12 protein-coding genes are annotated in these 15,546 nt (G+C 37.8%); 4 read left to right on the forward strand and 8 right to left on the reverse strand.

The features are described from left to right. Positions 1–24 precede the first annotated feature (24 nt). Positions 25–2,631, reverse strand: coding sequence for a translocation and assembly module lipoprotein TamL (gene tamL / locus Q360_RS0121545; protein WP_036196447.1), 2,607 nt, complete (start codon positions 2,629–2,631; stop codon positions 25–27). Positions 2,632–2,673: 42 nt separating this feature from the next. Between tamL and Q360_RS0121550 the strand changes: the two genes are divergently transcribed. Continuing rightward, entirely contained in the window at positions 2,674–3,381 is a 708-nt protein-coding gene (locus Q360_RS0121550) for a TrmH family RNA methyltransferase (protein WP_316931551.1), read from the forward strand. Between the two features lie 4 nt (positions 3,382–3,385). Here Q360_RS0121550 and porT read toward each other — a convergent pair whose 3' ends face one another. Further along, positions 3,386–4,081 carry a type IX secretion/gliding motility protein PorT/SprT gene (gene porT, locus Q360_RS0121555; RefSeq protein WP_027078928.1) on the reverse strand — a complete coding sequence of 232 codons (696 nt, stop codon included), beginning with the start codon at positions 4,079–4,081 and terminating at the stop codon, positions 3,386–3,388. Between the two features lie 66 nt (positions 4,082–4,147). After that, on the reverse strand, positions 4,148–4,879 hold the full coding sequence (ubiE, locus tag Q360_RS0121560) for a bifunctional demethylmenaquinone methyltransferase/2-methoxy-6-polyprenyl-1,4-benzoquinol methylase UbiE (RefSeq protein ID WP_027078929.1): 732 nt from the start codon (positions 4,877–4,879) through the stop codon (positions 4,148–4,150). 238 nt (positions 4,880–5,117) lie between these two features. Here ubiE and trkA point away from each other — a divergent pair, with 238 nt between their 5' ends. Both trkA and Q360_RS0121570 read left to right on the forward strand, forming a co-directional pair. Then, positions 5,118–6,467, forward strand: a complete 1,350-nt coding sequence (trkA, locus tag Q360_RS0121565) for a Trk system potassium transporter TrkA (RefSeq protein WP_027078930.1) — start codon at positions 5,118–5,120, stop codon at positions 6,465–6,467. 1 nt (position 6,468) lies between these two features. Next, positions 6,469–7,962: a TrkH family potassium uptake protein gene (locus tag Q360_RS0121570; protein ID WP_027078931.1), complete on the forward strand. Its 1,494-nt coding sequence runs from the start codon at positions 6,469–6,471 to the stop codon at positions 7,960–7,962. A 271-nt stretch (positions 7,963–8,233) separates the two neighbouring features. Here the strand turns inward: Q360_RS0121570 and Q360_RS0121575 are convergent, their stop codons facing one another. Both Q360_RS0121575 and Q360_RS0121580 read right to left on the reverse strand, forming a co-directional pair. Continuing rightward, the gene (locus tag Q360_RS0121575; protein ID WP_027078932.1) at positions 8,234–9,421 is read right to left on the reverse strand and encodes a pyridoxal phosphate-dependent aminotransferase; all 1,188 of its coding nucleotides are present in this window, start codon (positions 9,419–9,421) and stop codon (positions 8,234–8,236) included. 262 nt (positions 9,422–9,683) lie between these two features. Next, positions 9,684–10,784 carry a fatty acid desaturase family protein gene (locus Q360_RS0121580; protein ID WP_027078933.1) on the reverse strand — a complete coding sequence of 367 codons (1,101 nt, stop codon included), beginning with the start codon at positions 10,782–10,784 and terminating at the stop codon, positions 9,684–9,686. Positions 10,785–10,906: 122 nt separating this feature from the next. Here Q360_RS0121580 and rsmG point away from each other — a divergent pair, with 122 nt between their 5' ends. Further along, positions 10,907–11,542 carry a 16S rRNA (guanine(527)-N(7))-methyltransferase RsmG gene (rsmG, locus tag Q360_RS0121585; protein ID WP_027078934.1) on the forward strand — a complete coding sequence of 212 codons (636 nt, stop codon included), beginning with the start codon at positions 10,907–10,909 and terminating at the stop codon, positions 11,540–11,542. Positions 11,543–12,059: 517 nt separating this feature from the next. Here rsmG and Q360_RS0121590 read toward each other — a convergent pair. The 3 genes from Q360_RS0121590 to apaG all read right to left on the reverse strand — a co-directional run bounded on the left by Q360_RS0121590 (position 12,060) and on the right by apaG (position 14,956). After that, the gene (locus Q360_RS0121590) at positions 12,060–12,572 is read right to left on the reverse strand and encodes a DinB family protein (protein WP_027078935.1); all 513 of its coding nucleotides are present in this window, start codon (positions 12,570–12,572) and stop codon (positions 12,060–12,062) included. 111 nt (positions 12,573–12,683) lie between these two features. Continuing rightward, on the reverse strand, positions 12,684–14,312 hold the full coding sequence (pruA, locus tag Q360_RS0121595) for an L-glutamate gamma-semialdehyde dehydrogenase (protein ID WP_027078936.1): 1,629 nt from the start codon (positions 14,310–14,312) through the stop codon (positions 12,684–12,686). A gap of 257 nt (positions 14,313–14,569) precedes the next feature. After that, entirely contained in the window at positions 14,570–14,956 is a 387-nt protein-coding gene (gene apaG / locus Q360_RS0121600) for a Co2+/Mg2+ efflux protein ApaG (protein WP_027078937.1), read from the reverse strand. Positions 14,957–15,546: the final 590 nt, after the last annotated feature.

Below are 15,546 nucleotides of genomic sequence, written 5' to 3' on the forward strand. Positions count from 1 at the left end.
ACAAAAGTAACAAAACAATTAGACTTAAAAAGGATAGTTAATACCTATTTGCAATACAGAATTGGCAAAATTATAGGTCCTGAACCATCTTTTGGACTGTATTTCCGCAGGATTGTAGGTTTTGAAGCCTAGGTCTAGGCGAAAAAGGAAATACGTAAAATCGTAGCGAAGCCCAAAACCGGTACCCAAGGCAATATCTTTTAAGGAGGAGATGCCGCTAAAAGTGGCATCAGGGTCGGTAACATCATCAAAAACATTCCAGATATTACCCGCATCGGCAAAAATAGCTCCGTTCATAGCTCCTGCAATTGGGAAGCGATATTCTAGATTCAAAGCCAGCTTAAGATTGGCTTCATTAAAATCATTTACTGCAGAGGTCCTTCCAGGCCCTAATGAGTAGGGGAACCAAGCTCGATTATCGTTGGAGCCTCCGCCAAAGTAACTACGTACAAACGGTATATTGTTAGAGTTACCATAAGGGATAGCGATCCCAAAGAATGTTCTTGCCGCCAGCACATTGGAGCGCGATAGGTCCCAGTACTTTACAAAGTCCAACTCTGTTTTTAAGTATTGTGAAAAGGGAACATTAAATACCAATAACTGAGTATCTTTTTCGTTGAACGGAAGTATGCCGGACAGGCCAGCCAATAAATTCCCGGCACCTTCCAGTTTCCATCGAAACTGGTAAAAACTATTGTCCGTTATACCGTTTCTATTGTTTTTGTTGAACGTATAGTTGGTAGTGAAAATAAGATTGTTCTCCGTTAATCGTTGCTCTCTTTCCTCAATACTATTCACTTCATTAAAGTCTTCTAATGTTAGTCCATTTGAGGTGATGGGAATTTCGCCACTAAGCACATCATCAATAAACCTATCTGTGCCAATACTTTCTGGGCTTAAGGCTTCTACAGGGGTAGTAAGATTTCCATTTCCATCAAAATAAATTGGGTTTACCACGATAGCATCTTCTGTAGCTATTCTGTTAAGCACGTTATATGTATTGCGGTATACATTAAAAAAGCGATTGCTATTTACATTACGTACATATTGTACGTTCAACAGTTCTATATTGTGTTTTTTGAATTCTGATGGTGTCCAGTTATAGCTTAAGACACTATTTAATGTTTGCTTGTCCAAGCCAATGTTTCTTTGAAAACTTGTGCCTATGGCAACTCGCGTTTTAGGTAAGGTGTAGTTGGGAATAAGTTTGTTAGTATTTAGGAAAGGGAACCATATCCGCGGAAAGTCTAATGTAATATCGCCCCCAATTTCCGAGAAGAAATCCTCTTGAAATGAAGGGCTACTTAATAAGCCGAAAGTTGCGTCACCAGATATGCTCAAGTTTTCAGCTCCTTTGAAAATATTTCTTATAAGTAAGGATGCGTTTACTCCAACGCCAAGTCTTCTAATGTTGGACCTGCTGACATCAAAGTTTGTTCCTAGTGAGTACTTTGTTTTTGGAGCTAAATAAATACTAGTGTTCACACTATTTGCAGAGCTGTCTTCCTCGAAAATTATATTGGGGTATTTAAAAATATTTAAACTGTTTAACTGTCTTGAAGTTCTTATTTTATCCAAGTCTCTATAGGTGTTTCCTTTTTTAAAGAAGATGGCATTTGCCAAGGTCTTGGGTCTTATTTGAAATTTATCAGAATAGTAAATAGTATAGTCACCATATTCTACAGCTATCAATGAGTCTTTTTTATCGGAAGAAAGATAGTCAGTGTAAACATCTATATGGTTTATTTTTTCCACTTTATATTCTGCGGTAGTTACCTCGTTTTCACCTCGTTTTTTTAAATCTCCAATATTTAGGACAATGTTCATTTTTTGATCTGCTCCTTTTGCCGTAGTGTCCCTAGCAATATCAAAGGTGATTGAGCTTTCCTGAAAATTACGAACACCACTGTTTCTAAAGATTGTGGTAAGTCTCTCTCGTTCTGCGTTAAAAATATCACGATCAAACTGTTGTCCGGTTTGAATTAAAGATTGTTTGGAGTTAATAAAGTAGAGTGAATCTATGGCATTGGAAGATATTTCGTTGGATATTGAGTCTACTATAAAAGGGTGTCCTAGGGAAATTTGATAGCCTACTGTTGCCCGCTGTTTACGCCCAGTAGAATCTATACTGTAATGCGTGGTATTGTTAAAGTAACCTCTGTCGTAGTAATAGGAGCTAAGTCGTTGCAGGCTTCTTCGTGTTCTCGAGGTGTCTAGCACTACAGGTGCCTCTCCAATATCTTTTAACCAATTACTCAAGCCAGACACCAGAAAGGACTCCCCTAAACGTTCTACCTGTTTAGCGGAGAGTGCCTTTGTTAGCCGTTTTTTTCTATTAGGGTTGTTATTTAGCCATGTCTGGAATAAAGAATCTGGATTTTCTTTAGCAATGTTATACAGGTTAAGTCTAAGTGGGTAGCCTAAAAGTGCAGCATTTGGTTTTTGGTAGATAAGGCTTTCTATGGCCTCATTGTTGACTTCAAGAGAATCTATAAGTAATTCGTTTTTTACTATCAGATATTCATGGTCACTTACTTTTTTTAAGGAATTACACGACAGCACTACCATTGCTAGAAGCGATAATAAGCTTATTTTAGCTATGTTGTTTTTAAAGCATAGTACCGTATTCATAGAAATCAAAAATACATTATTTGAATGGTTGTTAAAAGTGAATTGAAACTAATAAAAAGCTTACAGCAAAAAAAGTACCGAAATGAACATGGGCTATTTGTAATAGAAGGGAAAAAGGCCTTGGAGGAACTTCTTGCTTCCGTTATTTTGCCATACAAGGTATACGTTACCAACACTGCAAATTTTAATGTGAAGTGTGATTGCCTACAGCTAGTTTCAGCCAAAGAATTACAGCAGATGAGTGCGCTTAAAAACTCCAACGGTGTATTGGGCGTATTTCATATACTTCCTTCAGAACCTATTGGATTTAAAGATTGGATTTTGGTTTTGGACGGTATTCAAGATCCAGGTAATTTAGGGACGATTATTCGATTGTGTGATTGGTTTGGAATTTCAAGTTTGGTCTGTTCTCAAGACACGGTAGATTGTTATAATCCTAAAGTATTACAGGCTACTATGGGTTCTATTGCAAGAGTAAATATTTCATATACGGATCTCTCGCTTTTTTTACAGGGTAATATTCTCCCAGTTTACGGTTCGTTTATGAATGGTGCATCGGTGTATGAAAGTGAATTGCCCGAAAAAGGAATTTTGGTCATGGGCAATGAAGGTAATGGTATTTCTGATGCTGTGACACAGTTTTGTACCTATGGTATTTCTGTACCGCAGTACGGAAAAGCTACTACTGAAAGCCTAAATGTAGGGACGGCATCGGCTATTTTGTTGAATGAAATTAGACGTAAGGAATAAGTTTTTATTCAAAAGTGAAGTTTACAAAAACACCTCTGGTGCGCATCGTATCAATGTTTCCTGTCCATGGGCTGTTTGGGTCATTGTCCCTAATTAGTTCGTCTGTCAATGCAAAAACACCACGGATAGAAGGGCTGAACTTGAAATATTCCAAGTAAAAGTCAATGCCAAAACCGAGTTCGTAGTTGTAGACCCATTTTGTCATTCTAAAAGTTCCTGCTGAATTATCATCAAGGCTACTTTCGTTGCTACCAAGGTTTAAGGACATAGAGCCACCACCGATAATGAATGGTTTCCAATTACCTATTCTGCGTGTACTGGCTTTTAGTAGTAATGGAAAGTTGATATATGTTGATTTAATTTCCCTTATTGCATCTCGCTCTTCTTCAAAACCTGGAAAGCCAATGGTCCTTGCCGTGTAATGTAATCCTGGTTCTATTCTAAGATCCAGAAATTCATTCAACCGCATTTCGCCAATAAGTCCTACGTTGAATCCTAGTGTTTTGGTGGTAAGTATATCCCTGTCGTTATCTATATAATCGAACTTGAAGTCATACTGGTTAAAACCTAGGAAGTAACCATAATTTAAAAACTTCTTATCCTCATTCTCCTTGTTGAGTACAGGTTTTTCATTAAATTGTGCACTAGTCCATTGCGTGGCGAATAGCAAAATAATACCTATTAAAATCCATTTCTTCATCTAAAACTAATTACAAAAACCTGCACAAAGTATGATTAAATTACAGCGTAAGGATAGCTAAATCTATTACGCTTTCTTAGCAACATAAATTGATGCCACCCCAAATGTTTGGGGGATATTGGTTACCTCTATAAACCCGATTTTGCGTAAAATATTGTTGAAGGTTTCACCATGTGGAAAAACGGCTGCAGATTCGCTTAAATAGCCATAGGCGGAATTATCTTTTGAGAAAACCTTCCCTATCACGGGTAGCACATATTTGGAGTACAGCTGATAGCCCTGTTTAAAGGGCGTCTTTGTCGGTACTGAGGTTTCAAGAATAACCAAGGCTCCTTGTGGTTTCAATACGCGTAGAATTTCGGAAAGTCCAGTTTCTAAGGTTTCAAAGTTTCGAACTCCAAAGGATACGGTTACGGCATCGAACGAATTATCTGCAAAAGATAGTTTTTCGCTATCGCCTACAATCATTTCAATCGTGCTATCTAGGTTTTTGTGTTTGACCTTATCTTTTCCGACTGCCAACATACCTGAAGATATATCGAGGCCAACGATTTTTCGTGCACCAGTTTTCACCAAAGCAATAGCCAAATCTCCAGTTCCCGTGGCGATATCCAAGATGGTCTGTGGGGATTCTTTTTTAAGTAAAGCGACGACTCTCTTTCTCCATTTTATATCTATTCCAAAGGAAATAACACGGTTTAAGCCATCATAGTCTTTCGAAATCGTATCGAACATTTTAGTGACTTGTTCTTTCTTGCCAAGATTAGAATCTTTGTATGGAGTAACCTTTTCTGGCATAACATTATTTTTTTTTGCAAAGATACGATATAGGAAAGTAGACTTCCAAAAATTTCGATTTTCATGATGTAACAAGACCGATGGTTAAAAAGGCTAAAAAAAATGCTACCCTAATAAAATTATGTAATTTTACAGTCTATTACATGCCTAATTCTTTAAATGCAGTTTTAATACTGGTATAATTGACCCTTATTAAAAAGTGTTATGGACACCAAGAAGAGGTAACCTAAGAAATTAAATGAAAATTATTATTGCAGGCGCAGGTGAGGTAGGGTTTCATTTGGCTAAGCTACTTTCCTACGAGTCGCAAAACATCACGTTGATAGACACACATAAAGAGAGCCTTGCTTATGCGGATAGTCACTTGGATATTCGAGTCTTAAAAGGTGATGCTACTTCCATTTCCGTACTTAGGGATGCTCAAGTGGAGGAGTCCGATTTGGTAATTGGTGTCACTTCCTCTGAAACTACTAATATTACCCTTTGCATGCTGGCCAAGCAATTGGGATGTAAGCAGACCATCGCTAGGATTTCTAATACCGAGTTTGTAGATAATAAGGAGCTGTTAAAGTTCTCGGAGCTGGGTATAGACGAACTTATTTCTCCAGAGGAGTTGGCGGCAAAGGAAATTCAGTTATTATTGAATAAATCTGCCTTTAACGATACATTTGAGTTTGATGACGGTAAATTGATTATGGTGGGCGTATCCTTACCCAAAATGGCCCCTTTTGTGGGTAAGATGGTAAAGGAGGCCGCGAAGATTTTTCCTGAACTTCACTTTATGCCTATTGCCTTAAAACGTATGGGGACCCAGTATACGGTTATTCCTAGAGGAGACACCGTTTTTAAGGAAGGTGATCAAGTATACTTTATTACAGTAAAAGAAGGTGTAGATGAGCTATACAAACTTACAGGAAAGAAGAAAGAGGATATAAAAAATGTAATGATTTTGGGCGGCAGCAAGGTGGGCTATAAAACTGCTAGAGATTTGTGCAACAATAAGTTTAACGTTAAACTTATTGAAAAGAACAAGGAAAAGGCATTTGACCTAGCGGATGACTTACCAAATGCCTTGGTAATTAACGGGGACGGAAGGAACGTAGAGCTGTTAGACGAGGAAAGTCTCGAATCGATGGACGCCTTTATAGCTGTTACCGGTAATTCCGAAACGAATATAATGTCCTGTTTGGTTGCCAAGTCCAAACATATAAAGAAGACCATTGCTTTGGTGGAGAATATGGATTATTTTCAACTGTCCCACTCTATAGGTATAGATACTTTAATCAATAAAAAATTATTGGCAGCCAATAATATTTTTAGGCATATCAGAAGAGGAGAAGTGGTTGCCATGATGCGATTGAATAATTTGAACGCAGAAATATTGGAGTTTATTGTAAAGAAAGATTCTCGTGTTACAGGAGCTATTATTCGAGATCTTAATTTTCCTAAAGCAGCTACAATTGGAGGTGTAGTAAGAGATGGGAAAGGGATTATTGCCTTAGGTGGCTTTGAAATTAGGGCTGGAGATAGGGTTGTGGTTTGTTGTCTTCCAGAAGAAATACCAAAAATAGAACGAATGTTCCTTTAACATGCGCCTAAACTCAAGGATTATATTTCATATCATGGGGCTTTTGCTCTTATGTAATGGCGGCTTTATGCTTATCGCAGCAGTCGTCAGTGCGGTTTATCAAGACGGTGCTACGCTTAGTATGTCTTTGGCTTCTATTTCTACTATGTTTGCTGGGGTTTTTGCCATGTACAATACCCGTGGGCATCTCAAAGAGGTTAAGAAAAGGGAGGGTTATATTATTGTGACCTTTGGTTGGATAGTGATGTCTATTTCAGGAATGCTACCGTACATATTTTCAGGAGCTATTCCTGACGTAACTAATGCTTTTTTTGAAACTATTTCCGGATATACTACAACCGGAGCTTCTATTATAGATGATATAGAGTCTATGCCAGAGGGCATCCTATTTTGGAGGAGCCTTACACATTGGATTGGCGGTATGGGAATCATTGTTCTGGCTATCGCGATTTTACCATTGTTAGGTATTGGCGGTATGCAGTTGTTTGCAGCTGAGGCCCCAGGGCCAAGTGCAGATAAATTACATCCAAGGATAACAGATACCGCTAAACGTTTATGGTTAATTTATGTTGGGTATACTGTAGCTGAGACTATCTTATTGAAATTAGCAGGCATGTCTTTTTTCGATGCTATAAACCACGCACTAGCTACATTGTCCACAGGAGGATTCTCTACCAAGAACGCCAGTGTTGCCCATTGGAACGATCAACCGTTGATACAGTATATTATTATTGTCTTTATGTTTTTGGCAGGAACCAATTTTGTCTTGAGTTATTTTGCCTTTAAGGGGAAAGTGCAAAAAGTAATTAAGGATGAGGAGTTTAAGTTTTATTTACTGTTTATAGTATTGGCCACCGTTATTACTGGTTTAGTTATTTATTTCAGGGCGAATATAAGCGAGTTAACTCCTGGTTACCCCATGGTTTTAGGACAGGCAGAAAGTTCATTTAGGCACGCTTTGTTTCAGGTAGTTGCCGTCGTAACCACAACCGGCTTTGTAAGTGCCGATTTTACTCAATGGACACCATTCTTAACGATTTTCTTTTTTGGACTATTCTTTATGGGAGGTTCGGCCGGATCTACTTCTGGAGGAATAAAAGTGATGCGACATTTATTGATTATCAAAAACGGACTATTGGAGTTCAAGCGCACCTTGCACACCAATGCGGTGATACCGGTACGTCACAACAACAAAACCGTTAAGGAGAATATCGTTTACAATATTATTGGATTTTTTGTTCTGTATATGCTCCTTTTTATAATAGGTGCCATGGTATTAGGATTTTTAGGACTCGATTTTGAGTCTGCTATTGGTGGTGCTGCGTCCTCTCTAGGTAATGTTGGTCCTGCTTTTGGCAGTTTAAACCCAGTAAGTAATTTTAATAATTTACCAGATTTAGCCAAATGGTGGTGTGGATTCTTAATGCTTGCAGGAAGGTTGGAGCTTTTTACCGTACTTATTCTGTTGACGCCATATTTCTGGAAGCGTACCTAAGCGTGGTATTCTTCGCTTTGTAATAATTACTACTGTTGTGGTGCTATTTTTAAATATTATGGAACTCATAAACAGCATGAAAGGCTTTACATCTGTGCTAGAGCAAACATTTTACCATGAGAGATTAAGAACTTTTTTCAACGGCTAGTAATCTAACTGTATATATGAGTTCGCACATACTATTGCAGTGTTATATGGGCAGATATTACTAAAAAACCTCAGATGAATATACAAATGAGGTTTTCCTTATCTAATTTAGATATTCTAAAGCCTATAGTGCTGCTTTTATCCTCGCCACAGCCTCTCGAATCTCTTTTTCTGAAGCCGCATAGGATATTCGTATACAATTACCATTTCCGAACGCGTCACCTGTTACGGTGGCTACATTTGCGTTCTCTAATAAATACATAGCAAAATCTGATGCATTATCAATTTTGGTTCCGTTTAATGTTTTTCCAAAATAGGCAGTAACGTCTGGAAAAACATAAAAGGCACCTTCTGGCTCATTACACGTAAACCCATCAATATTGTTCAAAAGTTCAAGAATCAATTTTCTACGAACTTTAAACTCATCCACCATGTATTGAATACGGGTAGGTGATTCGGTCAACGCCGTAATCACTGCCCGTTGTGCAATACAGTTGGCTCCGCTGGTAACCTGTCCTTGTAGCTTGTTACATGCTCTAGCGATATACGCCGGCGCACCAATGTAACCGATACGCCATCCGGTCATTGCAAACGCCTTCGCTACACCGTTTACGGTAACAGTACGGTCGTACATATCCGGAAACTCGGCCATGGATGCATGTGCCGTAACCCCGTAATTAATATGCTCGTAAATTTCATCGCTTACGATAATTATTTGTGGGTGTTTTTTTAAAACGTCTGCTAAAGCCCTTAATTCTTCTTTACTGTAGATAGAGCCGCTAGGGTTGCAAGGCGAGCTGTACCATAGCATTTTGGTCTTTGGGGTAATGGCAGCCTCTAGCTGTTGGGGAGTCATTTTGAAATCGCTTTCTATTGATGAGGGTACTTCTATGGGCACGCCATCGGCTAGTTTTACAATATCGCTGTAACTTACCCAGTATGGGCAGGGTAAAATAACTTCGTCACCTTTGTTCAATACTACTTGTGCCACATTGTAAAGTGATTGTTTTGCACCGGTTGATACTACGATTTGCGGCGCTGCATACTGCAATCCGTTATCACGTTTAAATTTGGTAATAATAGCATTTTTTAGCTCAACATAACCGTCTACTGGAGTATATGCATTATAGTCATCGTTTACTGCTTGGATGGCAGCATTTTTAATATAATCAGGGGTGTTGAAATCGGGTTCGCCAAGGCTTAAGCCGATTATATCTTTTCCTTCTGCTCTTAGTTGCCGGGCTTTTGCGGCCATTTCTAAGGTTGCGGAAGGTGTTACACTGTTAATCCTATCCGAAAGTTGATTACTCATAAGAATGTTCTTTTATTTGAATTCCCGCGCCTGTACCGAACTTGTCCCAGTATAGACGTGAATCTAGTCCATGAATGCTTTCATGCAAAGCAAAATTAAAACATTTGGAATTCTTTGTTGCTTTAAAAATCAATTGATTATTAACTATTTGAGCGTAGTTTGTGAATAGCGTTTAAATGAATAGCTCAATAATTACTTTCTGTATGTTTCTAAAATACAGAAAGTAATTATTGAGCTATTAAAAGTTGTTTAACAAGTAACGCTATACTTGCAAAGCAGGTTGTTTACCTAATTCTTTTAAATGTGAAAAGTGAGAAATAAGAGCTTTTCTAGTCGTTTTGTACTCGTTGTAAGGTAAATTGAATTCTTTCGCGGTTTCTTTTACGATTTTAGAAATTTTTGTATAATGAACATGGCTGATGTTTGGAAATATATGATGCTCTACCTGATGATTAAGTCCGCCCGTAAACCAGTTCACAAGTTTATTTTTTGTACCAAAGTTTACCGTAGTAAATAACTGGTGAATGGCCCATGTGTTTTTCATCGTACCACTTTCGTCCGGTAATGGCGTATCCGCCTCATCAACAATGTGCGCCAATTGGAATACAACACTCAAAATAACTCCCGCAACGTAATGCATAACAAAGAAGCCTAATAATATTTTATACCAAGCAATATCCAATAACAACATCGGAAGTACAATCCAAATAGTTACATATAAGGTCTTGGTGATAAGTAAAGTAGTCCAATTCGTAGTTGCACTAGGTAATTTTCCATAGGATAACTTGCGCTTCATATACCGGTACATCTGTTGAAAATCTGTGGTAATGGCCCAATTAAACGTTAGTAATCCGTAAAGAAGAACAGAATAAAAATGTTGAAATTTATGGTGTTTTTTCCACTCGGTATGTTTGGAAAATCTTAGAATCCTACCGGCTTCCATATCCTCATCATGTTCGTGAATATTAGTGTAGGTGTGATGCAGTACATTGTGCTGTACTTGCCAATTGTAAACGTTACCAGCAAGGATGTAAATGCTACCTCCCATAAATTTATTCACCCATTTCTTATTGGAATACGCGCCATGGTTACCATCATGCATTACGTTCATACCAACACCCGCCATACCAACACCCATTACTATCGTCAGTAGCAAGTTTGCCCAATTGGGAAGGCCTAAGGTTAAAATCAGAAAATACGGTGCCAAAAACAACGAGAACATAACAATCGTTTTCAGATGTAGTCTCCAGTTGCCAGTTTTTTTTATTTCATTCTTTTTAAAGTAATCGTTTACACGTCCGTTTAAGGTTTTGAAAAATTGTGCGGTGTCTTTTCTCGGAAATCGAATTGTTTTTTTTTCCATGTATGCTAAGCTTTTTTATGTAAATATAACGTAAATGACTTCGTTATAGTTTGATACCTTGATTAAAAACAGAATCTTTGCATGATTAAATGTACTACATTAATTATTTTACAAAGATACGAATGACTACGGAAAGACTATTTGAATATTTTCCCAATTTATCTCAAGAACAAAAAACTCAATTTGTTTTGTTGGAAGAATTATACAAGGATTGGAATCAAAAAATAAATGTGGTTTCCAGAAAGGATATCGACGAACTCTACCTAAGGCACGTTTTACATTCGCTGGGCATCGCTAAAATTCAGGAGTTTAATGATGGTGCTGAGGTTTTGGATGTAGGTACAGGTGGCGGGTTTCCTGGTGTTCCGTTAGCTATTTTATTTCCAAATGTACATTTTACGCTTGTAGATTCTATTGGTAAAAAAATAAAGGTGGTAGAAGAAGTGGTGCAAGGGCTGGGACTAACCAACGTAGTAACGATTAACGCAAGGGTAGAGGAGGTTCCAAAGCAGTTTGATTTTATTGTTAGCCGTGCGGTTGCAGTCATGCCCACCTTTGTACATTGGGTAAAAGGAAAAATAAAAAAAGAATCTGTTCACCAACGGCGCAACGGTATTCTTTACTTGAAAGGTGGAAATCTAGAGGAAGAGTTAAAAGAGTATAGAACAGCTAAAATTTTTGAGTTGTCCGATTATTTCAATGAAGAATTCTATGATACCAAACGTGTGGTTTATCTTCCTATCAAATTCAAAGGATAACTTACGTATGCACTTTACCAATACTTCTAAAAACTAGATAGCTATTGTTTAAGCTTTGGACCAAACAGGCAGGATGGGAAAGATATAAATGCTATTTTCAAATAGAAGTACTCCTAGAACATCTACTAGCATCTTGTTTTTAGGGTACTTAAGTCAAAAAGATAATTAAACACCGTAACCTGAGATGCTAATATCTTCTATGTTCTCAATCTAACGGCTTGCCTTTATGATTGATTTTTCAAGGAAATCACTAGGCTAAAGCAAGTATTTTGAGGTGTCACTGCTACTTTTTTATACAATCTATCTCATTTTTCAACCAATCCACATCTTCTATTGGATTACTTACATCGCATGCTTCGACGGCTGATATATCGGATTAATCACCAGTTCGGAATACCAAGCTCTATAAGTTAATAAAGAGCGTACAGTTTTTCATTTTTACTGCTTTTTGTTTAGCTGCGTGGTAATCGAATTGGCTGTTTTGTCCATGGTTTTTTTAATGTTTGTAAATCCTTACTTATTCACTCCATGGTGGCACAACACCGTTAGACCGAGCGTAGGCTATTAGCTGTCCTTTATGCTCGCCATTATGCTCCATCATGGATAAGAGCCCTCCTAGTTTGTTCATTTTAGCAAAACCGAAATCTACTTCTTCGTTAAGCTGTGCACTCTCTACCATCATTATGGTTTCCAAAACAAAGGCATTACTTTTTTTAAGCGTGGCAATAATGTTCTCTTTTCCAGTGGTTTTTCCTATACCCATCATGTCTACATCGGTAGGAGGCGCAAAACCCATTTTAGACGCCAAATAATAATTTGCTCCGGCTACATGTAAGAGCGCCTCGCCAACGGAACTTACACCATCGCTAGGTCTCCAGTCATATTGTTCTTCGGAAAAAGCTTCCGCTAGTTGAATGACTTGCGCTTGATTACCTGTTAAGACGGATTGTATAGTTGATTGTGCGAGATTGTCTTGGCTGTAGCTTATAGTCATCGCCAATACCATAAATACCAGTATTATTTTTTTCATTTTGTAAGTTATTAATAAGAAAAGGTTCCGTAGTATAGACTAACAGAACCTTTAATTATAGGTAAAATATTTAGCCTAATTGTCTATTTTAATTTATTCATTATCAGTTTTTTACCCTAAAAATGGATACCTGTAGTCTTCTGGTGTAACAAACGTTTCTTTGATAAGTCTTGGAGATACCCAGCGCATTAGGTTTTGAGCAGAACCCGCTTTATCGTTTGTTCCGGAAGCCCTTGCTCCACCAAAAGGCTGTTGTCCAACAACGGCTCCCGTTGGTTTGTCGTTTATGTAGAAATTACCAGCACAGTTTTGAAGCGCTTTTGTTGCTTCGTCAATAGCATATCTGTCTTTGGACAAGACGGCTCCCGTTAAGGCGTACTCCGATGTTGCATCTACTAATTTAAGTGTTTTGCTCCAATCTTTATCTTCGTAAACGTATATGGTAACTACTGGTCCAAAAAGTTCTGTTTCCATAGTAGTGTACTTAGGGTCGGTAGTTAGGATAACAGTAGGTTCAATAAAGTATCCTTTGGATTTGTCATAATTTCCTCCAGCTATTATCTCGGCGTTGTTATCCTTTTTGGCTTGATCAATATAGCTTGCCAATTTGTCAAAAGATCCCTCATGAATCACAGCTGTAACATAATTGGTCATATCCTCTGGTGAGCCAGGTGTATTGAAAGAAGCGACATCTTTCTTGACGAGTTCCAGAATTTCATTGGCTGTGGATTTTGGCAAATATACCCGGGATGCAGCAGAACATTTTTGCCCTTGGAATTCGAATGCTCCACGAACGATGGCTGTTGCAACTTGCGCAGGTTTAGCTGATGGATGGGCTATAATAAAATCCTTACCACCTGTTTCCCCTACTATTTTAGGGTAGGTCTTATAGTTGTGTATGTTGTTTCCTATTTGCTTCCAAAGTTCCTTAAATACATGCGTAGAACCGGTAAAGTGTATTCCTGCAAAATCAGGACTTGCAAGTACGGTCTCCGTAATCATTACTGGATCCCCATAAACTACGTTGATTACACCATCAGGAAGGCCTGCTTCTTTGAACACATCTACAATTACTTTAGCAGAAAATATCTGACTGTCGCTGGGCTTCCAAACAACAACATTTCCCATCATAGCGGCGCTCGCAGGAAGGTTTCCGGCAATAGCAGTAAAATTGAATGGTGTAATAGCGTATACAAAACCTTCTAAAGGTCTATACTCTACACGGTTCCAGATACCTTCTGCAGAATCTGGTTGTTCAGAATAAATTTGTGTCATATATTCTACGTTAAAGCGTAGAAAATCTATCAACTCGCACGCGGCATCTATCTCTGCTTGATGTATGGTCTTGGACTGCGCCATCATGGTTGCAGCGTTGATTTTGGCACGGTAAGGTCCAGCAAGTAGCTCTGCAGCTTTCATGAAGATGGCTGCGCGTTGTTCCCAAGTTAGGTTTGCCCAAGCGTCTCTTGAGTCTAAACAATTGGCAATGGCTTTACTCACATGTTTTTTGTCGGCCACATGATAAGTTCCTACAATGTGTTTATGGTCATGTGGTGGTGACATTGGCTTAGTGTTTCCAGTACGTACTTCGTCGGCACCTATGTACATAGGTACGTCAACGGTGCTATTGTAATATGCTTTATATTGTTTTAAAACCTCTTCGCGCTCTGGGCTTCCTGGCACAAAGCTTTTTATTGGTTCGTTAAATGCAGTTGGAACTTGGAAAAAACCTTTACCCATTGTTATAATTTTAAAAATTAAAGTAAAACAAAGATAAGCTTAGTAAGTGAGAATTAAAAGCGAAAAGGGGCTGAGCGTCCGCTTCCGAAAATCTAATATGTAGAAAATAAGGCTTAGTCGCTAAGATGGTATAAAACGGTAATAAAATAAGGTGTTTAGTTAGCGGGCGGCACTTAATTATTCGGCACCGAAGAGTAGACTAACCTTGTTTAAAATGTGCTGTTTTACAGGCTACATAATTGAATTGAAGAAGGATTTTAATTCAGGGCAAATGGTGCGCTAAATTTAAATGTAGGAATGAGTACTCTAAATTTTTCGTTGGAATTAAAATTAAACATATTGTAGTGTCCCCTCATAGCTCCGATAGGAGAGGTAAGTAAACACCCAGAATTATACGTATGAGCTTCTCCAGGGTTAATGACCGGTTTTTTTCCAATAACACCTTCGCCATCTAAGGTTTCCATATCGTTCAGAGAATCGTATATTCTCCAATGGCGCGAAGTTAATTGAACAGCATCCTTACTTTGGTTTTCAATGGTGATGGTGTACCCAAATGCATAATGCATCTTGTAATTTTTGAAGAAGGTGCCTTCAAAATTAGTATTTACCGATATCTTTATTCCTTTAGTTACTTGTGTTGTCATAAGTCTCTGTAATACGTAAAAATAATACCTCCCAAAATTAAACTACTTTCCAATTCTAGCTAAAATAACAAAAACTGGATTAAGAATTTCCTTTTTAACAATAGTTTAAAATCTACCTTGACTATAAAAACTTTGGATTGCCGTAGTAAAGATAGATAGTTAAAACCAAAAGGATAAAACCCGTTGCCTTCTAGCTTAAAACACTGTTAATCATAAAACTATTAGAGAGCAAGGTAAATAACAGTTGTTTATTATGAAAGTAAAATATTAGATAATCGGTATATGCATACTTTTTCCTGATATGTATCAACCAAATAGATAGTAGGAATAAGCATAGGAAGAAAAATGTAGTAAAAAGCAGTTTTGACATACCTGTATTAATAACCAATTCAGATTCCGTAATTAGGTCATTTGCTCGGAAAAAAAACTTTGTTGCTTGTGGTATTTTTAAGTTGTATTTGTTCTCTGTTTTGGTGAAATTATGAAACCTATTATTTCCTATTGAAGTACCGGAAAAGGCTAGTTTTTCAAAATAAAATGGATTTAAGTAATCAGTAGCGTTTTGTTCTCTTTTGGGATTGGAACGTATC

It is taken from the genome of Maribacter antarcticus DSM 21422 (genome assembly GCF_000621125.1).
GTDB lineage: Bacteria > Bacteroidota > Bacteroidia > Flavobacteriales > Flavobacteriaceae > Maribacter > Maribacter antarcticus.

Bases quoted from the DNA above. Each gene is read 5' to 3' on its own strand.
- ubiE (WP_027078929.1), bottom strand. From the start codon at position 4,879: ATGCCAGAAAAGGTTACTCCATACAAAGATTCTAATCTTGGCAAGAAA.
- Q360_RS0121590 (WP_027078935.1), bottom strand. From the start codon at position 12,572: ATGAAAAAAATAATACTGGTATTTATGGTATTGGCGATGACTATAAGC.
- tamL (WP_036196447.1), bottom strand. From the start codon at position 2,631: ATGAATACGGTACTATGCTTTAAAAACAACATAGCTAAAATAAGCTTA.
- rsmG (WP_027078934.1), top strand. From the start codon at position 10,907: ATGACTACGGAAAGACTATTTGAATATTTTCCCAATTTATCTCAAGAA.
- pruA (WP_027078936.1), bottom strand. From the start codon at position 14,312: ATGGGTAAAGGTTTTTTCCAAGTTCCAACTGCATTTAACGAACCAATA.
- porT (WP_027078928.1), bottom strand. From the start codon at position 4,081: ATGAAGAAATGGATTTTAATAGGTATTATTTTGCTATTCGCCACGCAA.
- Q360_RS0121575 (WP_027078932.1), bottom strand. From the start codon at position 9,421: ATGAGTAATCAACTTTCGGATAGGATTAACAGTGTAACACCTTCCGCA.
- apaG (WP_027078937.1), bottom strand. From the start codon at position 14,956: ATGACAACACAAGTAACTAAAGGAATAAAGATATCGGTAAATACTAAT.
- Q360_RS0121580 (WP_027078933.1), bottom strand. From the start codon at position 10,784: ATGGAAAAAAAAACAATTCGATTTCCGAGAAAAGACACCGCACAATTT.
- Q360_RS0121570 (WP_027078931.1), top strand. From the start codon at position 6,469: ATGCGCCTAAACTCAAGGATTATATTTCATATCATGGGGCTTTTGCTC.
- trkA (WP_027078930.1), top strand. From the start codon at position 5,118: ATGAAAATTATTATTGCAGGCGCAGGTGAGGTAGGGTTTCATTTGGCT.